General features: G+C 38.3%; 20 protein-coding genes and 1 riboswitch. Of the genes, 1 reads left to right on the top strand and 19 read right to left on the bottom strand.

Annotated elements, in window-relative coordinates:
- Positions 1-11: 11 nt before the first annotated feature.
- From FHR85_RS02695 to FHR85_RS02645, 11 genes are all read right to left on the bottom strand, one after another.
- The gene (locus FHR85_RS02695) at positions 12-764 is read right to left on the bottom strand and encodes a head maturation protease, ClpP-related (protein WP_243864132.1); all 753 of its coding nucleotides are present in this window, start codon (positions 762-764) and stop codon (positions 12-14) included.
- Complete coding sequence (locus FHR85_RS02690) at positions 761-1,909, bottom strand: phage portal protein (protein ID WP_341770919.1); 1,149 nt, start codon at positions 1,907-1,909, stop codon at positions 761-763. Before FHR85_RS02690 ends, FHR85_RS02695 begins: the two co-directional genes overlap by 4 nt.
- Before the next feature lie 3 nt (positions 1,910-1,912).
- Positions 1,913-3,559, bottom strand: coding sequence for a terminase TerL endonuclease subunit (locus FHR85_RS02685; RefSeq protein WP_167260821.1), 1,647 nt, complete (start codon positions 3,557-3,559; stop codon positions 1,913-1,915).
- Positions 3,560-3,889: a P27 family phage terminase small subunit gene (locus FHR85_RS02680; RefSeq protein WP_167260819.1), complete on the bottom strand. Its 330-nt coding sequence runs from the start codon at positions 3,887-3,889 to the stop codon at positions 3,560-3,562.
- 107 nt (positions 3,890-3,996) lie between these two features.
- A complete protein-coding gene (locus tag FHR85_RS02675) occupies positions 3,997-4,332 on the bottom strand; it encodes an HNH endonuclease (protein WP_167260817.1) in 336 nt (111 codons plus the stop codon).
- Between the two features lie 61 nt (positions 4,333-4,393).
- Complete coding sequence (locus FHR85_RS02670) at positions 4,394-4,627, bottom strand: hypothetical protein (RefSeq protein ID WP_167260815.1); 234 nt, start codon at positions 4,625-4,627, stop codon at positions 4,394-4,396.
- A 259-nt stretch (positions 4,628-4,886) separates the two neighbouring features.
- Positions 4,887-5,243 (bottom strand): hypothetical protein, encoded by a 357-nt coding sequence (locus FHR85_RS02665; RefSeq protein ID WP_167260813.1) that lies wholly within the window; start codon positions 5,241-5,243, stop codon positions 4,887-4,889.
- A 181-nt stretch (positions 5,244-5,424) separates the two neighbouring features.
- Positions 5,425-5,886 carry a helix-turn-helix domain-containing protein gene (locus FHR85_RS02660; RefSeq protein ID WP_167260811.1) on the bottom strand — a complete coding sequence of 154 codons (462 nt, stop codon included), beginning with the start codon at positions 5,884-5,886 and terminating at the stop codon, positions 5,425-5,427.
- Entirely contained in the window at positions 5,867-6,025 is a 159-nt protein-coding gene (locus tag FHR85_RS02655; protein ID WP_167260809.1) for a hypothetical protein, read from the bottom strand. The genes FHR85_RS02660 and FHR85_RS02655 overlap by 20 nt, the downstream gene beginning before the upstream one ends.
- 94 nt (positions 6,026-6,119) lie before the next feature.
- A complete protein-coding gene (locus tag FHR85_RS02650) occupies positions 6,120-6,647 on the bottom strand; it encodes a hypothetical protein (RefSeq protein ID WP_167260807.1) in 528 nt (175 codons plus the stop codon).
- The gene (locus tag FHR85_RS02645; protein ID WP_167260805.1) at positions 6,644-6,841 is read right to left on the bottom strand and encodes an XtrA/YqaO family protein; all 198 of its coding nucleotides are present in this window, start codon (positions 6,839-6,841) and stop codon (positions 6,644-6,646) included. The genes FHR85_RS02650 and FHR85_RS02645 overlap by 4 nt, the downstream gene beginning before the upstream one ends.
- A gap of 93 nt (positions 6,842-6,934) precedes the next feature.
- Positions 6,935-7,017, top strand: a riboswitch (cyclic di-GMP riboswitch).
- A 35-nt stretch (positions 7,018-7,052) separates the two neighbouring features.
- Here FHR85_RS02645 and FHR85_RS02640 point away from each other — a divergent pair.
- Positions 7,053-7,415, top strand: coding sequence for a response regulator (locus FHR85_RS02640; protein WP_167260803.1), 363 nt, complete (start codon positions 7,053-7,055; stop codon positions 7,413-7,415).
- A 187-nt stretch (positions 7,416-7,602) separates the two neighbouring features.
- Here the strand turns inward: FHR85_RS02640 and ssb are convergent, their stop codons facing one another.
- From ssb to recT, 8 genes are all read right to left on the bottom strand, one after another.
- On the bottom strand, positions 7,603-8,055 hold the full coding sequence (gene ssb / locus FHR85_RS02635) for a single-stranded DNA-binding protein (RefSeq protein ID WP_167260801.1): 453 nt from the start codon (positions 8,053-8,055) through the stop codon (positions 7,603-7,605).
- Positions 8,056-8,259: 204 nt separating this feature from the next.
- Positions 8,260-8,598: a MazG-like family protein gene (locus tag FHR85_RS02630; protein WP_167260791.1), complete on the bottom strand. Its 339-nt coding sequence runs from the start codon at positions 8,596-8,598 to the stop codon at positions 8,260-8,262.
- A 263-nt stretch (positions 8,599-8,861) separates the two neighbouring features.
- Positions 8,862-9,386, bottom strand: coding sequence for a RuvC family protein (locus FHR85_RS02625; RefSeq protein WP_167260789.1), 525 nt, complete (start codon positions 9,384-9,386; stop codon positions 8,862-8,864).
- Positions 9,387-9,563: a hypothetical protein gene (locus FHR85_RS02620; RefSeq protein WP_167260787.1), complete on the bottom strand. Its 177-nt coding sequence runs from the start codon at positions 9,561-9,563 to the stop codon at positions 9,387-9,389.
- A 1-nt stretch (position 9,564) separates the two neighbouring features.
- Positions 9,565-10,374 (bottom strand): ATP-binding protein, encoded by an 810-nt coding sequence (locus FHR85_RS02615; protein WP_167260785.1) that lies wholly within the window; start codon positions 10,372-10,374, stop codon positions 9,565-9,567.
- A gap of 12 nt (positions 10,375-10,386) precedes the next feature.
- Positions 10,387-11,169: a hypothetical protein gene (locus FHR85_RS02610; RefSeq protein WP_167260783.1), complete on the bottom strand. Its 783-nt coding sequence runs from the start codon at positions 11,167-11,169 to the stop codon at positions 10,387-10,389.
- The gene (locus FHR85_RS02605) at positions 11,166-11,342 is read right to left on the bottom strand and encodes a hypothetical protein (RefSeq protein WP_167260781.1); all 177 of its coding nucleotides are present in this window, start codon (positions 11,340-11,342) and stop codon (positions 11,166-11,168) included. The genes FHR85_RS02610 and FHR85_RS02605 overlap by 4 nt, the downstream gene beginning before the upstream one ends.
- Positions 11,335-12,201: a recombination protein RecT gene (gene recT, locus FHR85_RS02600; protein ID WP_167260779.1), complete on the bottom strand. Its 867-nt coding sequence runs from the start codon at positions 12,199-12,201 to the stop codon at positions 11,335-11,337. Before recT ends, FHR85_RS02605 begins: the two co-directional genes overlap by 8 nt.

Raw genomic sequence — 12,201 nt, 5'->3', positions numbered from 1 at the left:
CTCCATTTTGGTTATAAATTTAAAAAGAGCTTACTCATATTGTTTTGAGTAGGCTCCGGTTTAGGTGGTTCTTGATTTGGTTGTGAATTCGATTGTGCTGCGTACTTGGCAACAAGCTTCTCTTTGAAATTATCATATTCTTCACTGTCTTCTTTATCTTCATCTACATCTTCAAGAGATGGGATTTCGATTTCTTCTCCAACAACATCAGCAAGACCAAAAGCAACAGCTTCATCAGCTGTTAAAAATGTCTCATCATCAAGCAATTGATTGAGCTCTTCCGTTTCACCAACGAAACGATCTTTATAAGACGCTGCTAAAGCCGTATCAATCTTCCGCAAGTCTTTCGCTGTTTTTTCAAACACTTTAGCGTCTCCCATTTCAATCGTTGCGGCTCGGTGGATCATCATCATGGTGTTTTCAGGCATGATAATTTTATCACCGGACATAGCGATAACACTCGCTGCTGATGCAGCTAAACCATCTACATGAACATTTATCTCAGCGTTATGCGCCTTTAATTGATTCGCAATGGCTACGCCATCAAACGCGGATCCGCCTGGTGAATTGATATGCACATGAATCGTATTAGCATCCGTTTCTTGTAAACGACGCTTAATACCTTGCGCACTATTTTCACTAAATAAAAAACCGCCAATTGGGCCATAAATATAAAGCTTTGCTTCTTTGCTATCGCCATCAGCTTCAAAACGAATATCAGCCTTTTTGTTCTTCATGTTTTTGATTTCATCTTTCCAATTCATTCTTCATCACCCCCTTCAAGTAAATCTGCTAATTCAGTGTAGTTCTTGGTGATAATATGTTTGTCCAGCAACTCATCATTTGATCGTTCATATCCCGCAGCCTCCCTTACTTCATTTCCAGTAAATGCAGATGAAGAAACAAGTTTATCAACAGCTGAAGCTAGATCGAATAAATCACGATAAGAAACCCGTCTAATATCAATCCGTTCACCATTCAAAAAATCTTTCTTATCAATGAACTTACCAGCAAGTTCATCTTTAATTTTTTGTAGTAAAGGATCGATACAAAACGTCATGTAGTTACGTGTGTTTTTCTCAACATCTGCCATATCCCCGTGAATCAAGGCAACGGGAATGCCAAGAGCTTTAGCGATATGATCCAAGAAACCATTTGTGACTTTATTAATTTCATCTACATTACTGGTACCTTGAGCTGATGCTGTTCGTTCGTTATAAACGAAGCCTTTTTGTTGTGGCACAATAGCAAACGTTCTTTTTTTAACCGATTCATACATTCGATCAATAAAGTTTTGCAATCTTTGTTGAGTATTTGGATCTTTTGAATTGACGTTTTCTAAATCCACGGTAGCACGCACTTGGTTTTTGTATTTTTGGTATTCAATCATTCTACCGAACAGCTCGCCGTAATCTTCAAATATACTATTAATCAAACGCGATAAATCCTCATTACTGTACTGAAGATAAATAACATCACTCGCTGAAAACGTTCTTTTAAACATGAAGTTTTTAACCGTCACAGACTTGAATGTATCTTCTACAAGACCGTATTCCACCCGATAAAAATCATCAGCTATCAATAAATCATCACTGTCTGATTTGACGATTAAGCATTCGTTATCGTGAATAAGTTTATGAACAACTGTTTGCCAAAACTGACTAGCAGACTGGTTTCGATTCGGTCTTACGTTTAAGTGATAATAAAATTCATCATATTGCACTTCTCCACCTTTCTTGATTCTGAATTCAGATTGACTTATCGTCCTGGCAATCATATTCACACACGTTTCGATCGCTAACCGTTTGAGGTGAGCACGCTCTGATGTATTTTCTAGCAAATCTAAGTCATACATTTGGTCCAGTTCACTGTTCTTTTTGAATAAGTCTAGCAGTCCTAATTTAATCACCCCCTAAAAGTCTATATCGACAAGATAGAATTCTCCGTCATCTTCAAGAACATTATCCGCTTCAAACAACGCATGAATAAACGCCTGAAAACCATCTGTTTTACGTCTCACTTCGTCCTTTTTCAAATACTCTTTGTTACCATCTTTCTTAATCTTGACGTACACGTTATTCGTGAACCACTTCATTAGAGGATTGCCACCATAAATAACTTGCCGATTAGCGAATATACTCTCCACTCTTGGCGCTAATTTACTGTGTATTGCTTTCGGATTCCGTATATAAATCAATTCAAACCCAGCATCTTCTAATGCTGCTTTCACTATATCCAGTCTGAAAGTATCAGCAACAATTCTAGTCACACCATATAACTCCCTCATTTCGACAAACCAATCCACAATATGGCTGATGTTAATAACCGGCTCGTCAACAATAGTCAGCAAGCCTTCTTTTTCCCAGTCGTGGATAGGTGGTTTCAGATCAACAGCATCTAAGAAACCTTTTCTTACAAACGAATGTGTTTTCCAAATATAATCCTCACCAACCTTAAATAGCAACCCGACAGATGCGAAGTCTCTTATACTCGCAAAATCAAGGCCGCCAACAGCAACACGATGTTCAAGTTCAGGGAATGGTCTATCAGTAGCTTCTATCTCTTCCCATGTCGCAACAGACGTTGTTAAATCAGTTGCAGGGTGGTTCATTCGTTTCGTCATAAACTTGATACGTGCTGATGGCTTAGAGTTTCCTAAGGTAATATATTGTCTTTTGACTACTCTAAATAATTCTTGCGCATAATTACTCAATGGCGGGTGGAACATGGGGTTCGCTTTCTGCCAGTTTGATTCGTCGTCCATTTCTTTTTCATCGTCAAGTGTGGCCATAAAGACAAATAAATGATCTTCAGGCGCCTCGCCATTTAATACTTTGACAGCGCGCTCTTTTAAATCATCCAAATAGCCACCACGAACAAAACCGTCTGTGGTTATAAAGAACTCTCGCGAATGCCTTACTTTTCCTAGACCTGACTGAAACACATCAACAATATCAGAGTTCTCATACTCATGAACTTCATCATAGATAACACATCCGTCTCGCAAACTGTCCTTTGTCTTGGCATTTGACGTATGGTATTTAACCTTTCCTTTGCCATTTTTGCTGATGATTTCAGATTTTGTATGTTTAAACAAAGATTGCAGAACACTACCTTTGCCCGCTTGGTCAATCTTGTTGTATATCTCGTCAGGGCTAGTCTTTGCTTGCTCCTCACTATTGGCCACGATCGAGACATTGTAATTATCAATCCCGTGTAGATCACTGATGAAAAAGTTTGCGAGCGATGATATCAAACCATTTTTACCAGCTCCTCTCGCTTCATAAAAGAAGAATTGATCAAAGAAAGGATGTCCACCATCTTTGTAATATAAAAAAACAAAGGCGGTCTTAAACTTTTGAAAAGGCTCCAATTGAAAGTAATTCTTTTCGGTAAACTTGATATATCGTTCATGGGTATCTTCATCAAAATAGATATCATCTCGGTTAAGGATATGGTTTTTTAAATAAGAAAATAAAAGAACCACATACTTACTGACTTTAATCTCGCCAGCCTCGTATTGGTTCATATAAAAACTAACATGCTTATTCATTTTCATTTATATCAAATCTTCTGCTGTATGATTTGGTTTATCACCATCGTCCCCACCGATGAAGTTGAACGTTTTTTCGATATTAATGATAGCTGCATTAACCTTATTCATTTCCGCAAGCAACGGATGGGATTTAATATATGACTGATTACCGTTTTCAACTGTTACGGAAACACCTTCTTCTTTGACAGTACGTTCCATTCTGCGATACATCTCAATATTCCTTAAGTACCTACCAACTTTCTCAACCTCAATAGGGTCCGTTGTATCGACCTTCGACATCAGCTGATCCTTGATTTTATCAATGCCTACGTCGGTTCTTAATTTAGTCTGCACATTATCCCACCCCCCTTACGCGTAATTTGGGTTATAAATCTAGAAAGTAGCCTACCCCCTGCACCGTTTCCCCGAGCCATTTATTTCTCGAAATTTTTAAGGGGGGGCTACCATTTTTCGTCATCATCCCATTTCGTTGGCTTGCGTTTAAATTGAAAAGCGTTCCAAACGTATCTACCGTGCTTATGGTTGTGACATCTGATGCAAAGCGTTTCTAAGTTGTCCGGTTCCATTGCTAATTCCGGATGATCTTCTAACTCTTTGATATGATCAACATCAAATACTTTGTGTTTACCAGGCTTACTGTGCTTTGTGAATACTTTACCTTGTCGTTTACATTCCTGGCATTCGTAATTATCTCGTTCTAAAATAGATTGTCTAAGCTTTCGCCAAGGTTTAGATTTGTAAAACTTCATGCGTTCTGCATCAGTTTGGTATTGCATGTTTATCACCACATAAAAAAGACACCCCGTATCAGGATGCCTCTTCTTCCTTTTTATTTACTTATTTCTGATCTCTTATATTTTCAAGTAATTTTGATATTCGATCTAACGTGATTAAAACTGAGCCTATAGCTAAATTGACAACCAAAGTACCAATACCAAGAACCCACGTTGTCATTAATTCATTCTTTAATACGTTTAACTGTTGCTTATCTTCTTCAGTCAACCAGTATGAAGATTCACTGTTCAATTCGTTGTATGTTCCATAATCAAATGAAGCAACGATTACTATCATTCCTATAACTCCAATAAGTATAAAAATTCCTCCCATAATAATGGCGAACGTCATCTTAGGTTGTACCTTCATAATTAAATCCTCCCTATGTACTGCTAACTATACCTAGGATTTTATCACTAATTGGATTGTATCTCCATATAAGAATATGCTTTGTATTAATGATGATCAAAGGTTATTTTCTAGCCATCAACCTACCACATAAAGCTTAACTTCTATTATAATCAAAATAAAAAGCACCGCTATGGGTGCTTAAACATTAACCTAAATACGTTGAAGAAAAGTTACACACGTGACAATGTGCAATATTTCTTCCGTGTAAGTTCGTTCTCACATGAGCTCTAATAAGTTTATTATTATTATCCCAACAAACTGTACAATAAGGGCCATATATTTCCCCGTGCATTTCTCTGTAATAAAAATGCCCCTTTATATACAACGAATTTTCGATTTGAGCTTTATCTTTCAATTCCTCAATTTCTTTTTTTAGTATCTCATTTTCACTTTGTAACTCTAATGCCCTTTCTTGAATCTCTAAAATCTGTGAATACAACTCTATATTACCAGCGTCTTTTGCTACTTTAGCAGCATCTTTCGCAAAACTGTACAAACTCATTTTTACCCCCCTCTTAATTCCCAACATTCGACAATTAAGAGGAAAATCCTGCACAAAATTTATTCATCAAAAACACCCAGCCAACGATTACGTATCATAAAGGGAGAGTGCTAAACAACGTATCGAAGGCTAGGCATGTTATGTCACGAATATTAATTATTAACATACGCGTTAACTTATTTTAAACAGCATTTTTTTGGCTTTGCAAAAAGTGTATAATCTGGCTACTTTGGTCTAATGTGTGCAAAGTGTGCAAAATGGTATATTTTTTGTTGTAAAGAGTTCGACGTGCAATCCCTAGGTGCATGCCTATAGCGCGATAACTCATGCCTTCCATCATACAGTCATAGATTGTTCTTAAAAACTCGTCATCTAGCAATTCAATATCATGTTCAACAGCTGATGTCATTTGTTTAAAGCGCACATAACGTTCATAACGTTTTCTATCTTGACGATCCATAGCATCTAATTCCACTTGACTCTTCCCTGGAGATCCATTTGGCATAACAGACGCTAAACCATATTGTGATACTCCTTCACTACGATGTTGCGTTGAACCCCATAAAACTTGAGCTAAACGATCAACTTCACGAATCATCCAATGGTAATCACTAATCATGTTTTCAATCGTTTTTAGATTCATATTGATCATCCTTTCGATTAAACTCACCTGCTAAATACTTAAAATACTCACTAGGCTTAACTGGATTCAAAGGACCTGTTCGTTTGTCTCTTCGATGTGGATGCACTGTATGCTTAATTGTGTATTTCATCTTTCGCAATATCTTCACCCCTTTTGAATAAAAAAGAGGACACCAATCAAGCAGCTGCATCTAGCAACTTACTTAATCAGTGTCCTCCAGTTGGCTGGTAGAACTATTTAATTTTTTCTTTAGATTTTTCGGCTTCATTTATTAAAATTTTATTAGCTGATTCTAATTTTTGATAAATATTACTAATATAATCTAGGTCACTCTCATCTAATATTATATCATTTGATTGATCTGAAATTAATTCGTGAGTTAAGTCATTCAGACTTTTAATACACTCCCTCACCATTTGAAATTCTTTAAACACAGAATCTTTAATAGTTGTGATATCAACCTCGTGTACCAATTTATTGGTATCAATTAAATGTTTATCAAGCGTTAAAACCAACGAAGATACATTATTCCCATCAGTTTTTAAAATATCATCTATTTGCAATAGAGTATAATGAATATGTGTTTTAATTAATTCTACAGCAATTACAAATTTTTTATTCTCTTCACTTCTAATAGTCTTATTTTTATCTCTTATTTGGATACCTAAAATGATTACAGCAACTGTTCCAGTAATCAGAGATCCAATAAGTGACCCAACAAAACTAGGGTCAGTAATTAAAGTATTAAGATACTTATTCAAAACTCTTCCCCCTCATCAAATTTTACCCGCTTCACCTTACCTTGATGCGTGATAACCTTCGTTTCACCATGAGTAGGTAGCTTGGTGATTTTGGCCTTCCCATCTGAATATACAATACAGAAAGGCTCATCACCTTCTATATCGACAGATATTTGTCGATTATCCATATCTACTGGTACATTTTTCGCGCGCATATTAATCACTCCTATTTTAATCTATGTAACCCCAACCTTCAATTCCGTAAACTTTTGTCGAAACATGTAAAACTTTGTTTAATTATGGTACTATTCTATATATGGCAAATTTTACGAAAGTAAAAGACGCAAAGCCACGGGTCTAAGGTTTAAACTATGATAGCCGGGCTGCCTTTCCTAAATTGCCAAAGATGCTAAAGGAGAGAATAAAATGAATACTGTTTTATTAGCAGACGATTCAAAATTTATGCGAAAATGGATCACTTCAATTTTGAATGAATCAAACCAATATACAGTCATTGCAGAAGCTTCTTGTGGAGCTGGTGCTTTAAACCAATATCTGCAATACCTTCCCGACTTCGTAATTCTAGATTTGAATATGGGTGACCTGAATGGCCTTGACGTCCTCAAAGAAATTATACAAGAAGACCCAAAAGCCAACGTCATTATTTGTAGCTCAATTGGCCAAGATCACACCATAAACCTTGCCATGACATTTGGTGCTAAAGGCTATATCATAAAACCACATTTTGACTCTTTAATCCACACTCTTAACAGTATCCCTGTCATTTGACATAACAGTCCAAGAGGAAGGGAACTCATTCCCTTCCAACTTAACTGGATTATTTCTTCATTTATTGAATAACACTTATACTGCAATTGCAAAAAGCGAATAAATCAATAACGCTAGTCCAATAATCGATAACGCATAAGCACCTAGCATCAACCATGCCCAGTTAAATCTCATTTCTATCACTCCTTCAAAATGGTAAATCATCATCCTGTAAATCTACTGGCTCGCCTACATCTTCTAACGACTGTTTAGAGCTTTCACTTTGGCTCTGTGTGTTTTGTTTTGATTGTTGAGGGTTATTGCCCTGATTTTGATTACTTTGCTTTGTTTCGAGAAACTGTACACTTTCTGCTACCACTTCTGTTATGAAGATGCGCTTGCCCTCTTGATTGTCATAGCTGCGGGTTTGAATACGTCCATCAACACCGACCATGCTACCTTTCCCCATGTATTGCGCCAGGTTTTCAGCCGGTTTACGCCAAATCACGCAGTTAATAAAGTCGGCTTCCTGTTCGCCATTTTGATTTTGAAATGGACGATTGACAGCTATCGTAAAATTGGCGACCGCCACACCATTATTGGTATACCTTAGATCTGGATCCTTCGTAAGGCGTCCAGTTAGCACTGACCGATTCAACATGTCTATCTCTCCTTACTTAAAATATAAATTCCACCTATTACCCAAACCAGGAGCAGCGCCACAATAAAGCTAATGTCTATGGATTAGCCTCCTCGTTTTTAGGATCATACACATACCGTCTGCCGCTTACATAAATCACAGTAGGAATAGCCTTTTTGACTTTAGCAACTTTGACGATTGGTCTGTACTTGTCACCTTTCTGTTTCACATTAAATCACTTTCTTTCACAAACACGCCATTCACCATCTGGCCTTTTCTATCTTTGATTTCATCATAGGCGTATTCAATGCACTCACTGATATCAAATTCAAGCTGCATGGATAAGATTGTTAATACAACATAGACGTCACCTATTGCATCAACAATCTGCTTTTCATTAGTTTTAGCTAAACCTTGCGCTAATTCACCAACCTCTTCCATGAGTTTCAACATTTGCTTGTTTGGATCAGCTGTGTGTAAGTTGCGATCTTTAGCCCACTGCTGAATTTTTGATGTTATTATGTTTAAGTTTTCTGTTTCTAATTGTTCGACACCCTTACGCATTCAATCACCCTTTCTATCTCACAATCTTCTTTCGTTTTCCGCAACGTAAACATTTATACTTACTTGTTCTGGTTAAGCTCCAGGCCCAATAGTGACCTTTGAAAAAACATTTTAATTTCATGTTTACCCCTCTTTCTAAATTTTTCATTTTCAAACAAAGACAATATAATCAAACCGCTTCGGCTGACTAAAGAACGTCTTAACATCAACCAAATGCTCCCCTTCAGAATTGCGCCATTTCTCTTCTCGAACGTATAGCTTTTTCATAACGCTACCTCATTTTCATGAAGCTTATCTAAAACATCTCTCTGAAACGCTGTTGGCTTTTCACGACCATCTAAATACCGTCCGATTTGAGCAAGCACATAAGCATCTCGAATGTTGTCAGATGGATTTCTAAATCCCCAGCGATCATTAATCGGCAAAATCATGTCCTCTTTTTTCGTGTTGCCTTTACCGGTTGCGAACTTTTTAAGTCCATTGGGAGTCACTTCCACGTAACGATTAATCACGTCTAAGTTGCTTAGTTCAACGAGCTTCGAACGTATCAGCCAACCGATACCGTATTGCGTTGACACCGCAGCACCTTTCGAACCATAAGAAAAGCCTTCGATAATGACTTTGTCACCTTGTTCAATCTCCATGCCAACTAATTCAGCTAGTTCACCGAAACGCTCAGGATCCTGTTTTGATTTTGGCTTAATTTCTTTCATATCGAGCACTTCCCCTTGCTCGTCCATCACGACAAATCCTGTTTTAGTGCTTGGATCTAAACCGATGTATCGCATTTAAACAACCCCCTTCATTCGTTGTTCTTGTTCGATGTATGCGTCCCACTTTTTGAATGTCTGCTCAATTGGTTCTTTCCGCAGCTGAACGCCTTCGCAATTTTCACAGTCGCATCTTTGTAAATCATAGGCGCCTGGAAGCACTTCCACCCAGACAACGCCATTTCCGTTACACATATTAAAACTCCTTCCGTCGGTAATCCTTGCCGAACATCTTTACAACTTCGACATTATCCATAACGCGTGATAGATTCCGTTCGTTAATTTTTTTCACGAGTTCCTCGCTATCTAAGTTCGTCGTGTAGATCGTGCTCTTGCCTGCTCGACTATCGATCACTTCAAATAACTTTGTTTGGGTCCAGTTGTCATTTTCTTTTCGTAAGTTCGTATATTCTGCTCCCAGATCGTCTAAGACAAGTAAGTCAACAGACTGAACAAACTCCATGACTTCATACTCGGAAAAATCAGAGTTGCGGTTATACGTTTCCTTAATCTTGCTTAGTAGTTTGGGAACAGACAGGAATAAACAGCTATAACCTCTTTCCATCAAACGTTTTGTCACGGCAACGGATAAATGGCTTTTACCAGTGCCATAATTGCCATTGATAATAAAACTCTGCGGATTATCTCGCGTAAACGTTTCAGCAAAATCTTGTAATCTCTCTTTCGCCTTGGCTAGATCGTCGTTAGTAGCTTCATAGTTTTCAAATGCTGCGTTCCAAAGCGACTGGTTGAGCAATGATTGCTGCTTAAATATCGTTTGGTTTTTGCGCTCAATGGCTTGTTGTCGATTCTGAATTGCTTTTTTAGCCAATTCTCTATCTTCGCATCGGCAACCGTCATGAACCGTTGTTCGCTCACCTTTTTTGGGGCCAACTGGTATCACAACTGACTTCTCTTGCACTTGCTCACCGCAACCGTCACACATATAGTCGTTCAAAAGCTGAGGTTGCGTATCTACGTTTAGAATCTTTTCAGCTGACTTCATGTCTTCACCGCCTTAAAAACCGTAATTGTATTGCTGTTGATCGCTTTGTTTATCTTGTGCTTGGGATATCTGAGTGACTTTGCTTTGCTTCTCTTGTTCTTCGTGATAGCGATCTAATATAAACCCAACGCAGTAGCCTAACGAATTGATCGAGTCTCTTGAATGTTTAGGTGTGTAGGTTTCGAACCGCTTTTCAAGCCAGTACAGGGCGTCGTCTAACGGAATACCACTTTCGTAAAGTTCCTTAGCTGCTTGTTGATCAGTAGGGCTCGTCTGAAAACCGCCCTTTTGGAAATATTGAGCACGGAATTGCATATACTTCTCCAAGATGGTTGGCTCGAATTCACGTTCGGTTTTAGTGTCGTTCGATGTGTCGTTTTCCCCGCGCACGTTATGCGGCGGATAATTAGTCTCGTTTACGTCTTGTTTATGTCTAACTAATGTGTTCAATTCTTGTCCGCTTTGTGCTCGGCTCGTGTATTCTTTTGTGTCCGCTTTGTGCTCGGCTCGTGTATCAAAACTCACAATCGAATATTTTCCAGCTTGATTCACACGATTTGATTTTTTGTATTGAATACGACCTACGTTAATTAAATCTGTTCTTGCACGATGTAATTGTTGTCTTGATAAACCCGTTTTAGCTTGCAACGTTGCATTCGCAACCGTGAACTCATCCTGCCAGTTAGTTTTATTGTTTATAGCCATCAATGCGTACCACAAAACAATAGCCCCACTGGGTAAAGGATTCGTATCAAGCCACTCATGAAACGTATTAAGCTCTTTAAGGTAATTCATTCGTTATTCACCTTCTTGATTTCAGCCTTCATTTTGTTAATCTTGACTAACTCATAACCTGGATGGTTGTGACGGACGTAAGCCGCCACATACCGTTTAAAAAACGCTCCAGGTTCTTTAGCTTGTTTAGCCATCCACTTGTAATCATGTGGAATGTCTATGATTCTACTCATTGCTATCCTCGTCCGCTTGGTTTGCATCATCTAAAGCTTGTTGTGCTTCCTCTTGAACGGATTCGTTAATATTTACATCAATATAGTCTTGATCGTAGACGGATTTTGCTTCGTCTGTGATATCTTGTCGTGTCGTTTCATCTTCTGATGCTGCTTTTTGAATCTCGACAGAAATCGGTAGGTACTTCCACATGTGACGGATAACCGTTTTCTTTGCCATTTCTTCGTAATCGGTAGCCCAAGGGCTATACTTAGAATTAGCTGCTTTAGAACGTTGCTTGCGTCTCTCAATGTCCGCCTTTGGCATAAACTCGAATTGATAACCACCATCTTTGAAGTGGGCTACAGCATAAGCGCCAACAAAGGCCCCTTTATCACTATCCATTGTAGGCTTGTGTTCTAATCGCGGTTCTAAACCTAGTTCATAATCGAATGTGTCGTTTTCATAAACAGCGTGAGCGTAAATATTTTGAATTTGGCCAGAACGTCGTGCTAAGTCAATCATGCCTTTGTAACCTATAATGAATTGAACCTCAGTTGTACCTTTTTTATTGTTCTTGAATGGAAGCAAGTAGCAATGACCAATCAATCCTGGTTCAAGTCCTAATTGCGCTGCTTGCATAACCGCACCTAGCAAACTGCCAACTTCAGCTTGTTTCAATTCGGGAGTTGTTCGAATCGTTGTCGTTGCCAATCGCATTAAACGATCGGCATCCATGTGTTTAGGTAGTGCTTGCTCCATAGCTGGAGCCATCTTTTTCAAATAATCCTCAATCGTTTTCGGGCTATTGTTTTGCCCTTCCACTTCACTTTGTTTCTTCTGATTTAATTGGTTTTTAACCGCTTCATTTGTCGCCAT

This window comes from Alkalibacillus almallahensis, assembly GCF_011761495.1.
Lineage (GTDB): Bacteria > Bacillota > Bacilli > Bacillales > Alkalibacillaceae > Alkalibacillus > Alkalibacillus almallahensis.
The sequence above is the reverse complement of the archived record's forward strand: the minus strand, read 5'-3'. Positions and strand labels throughout refer to the sequence as shown.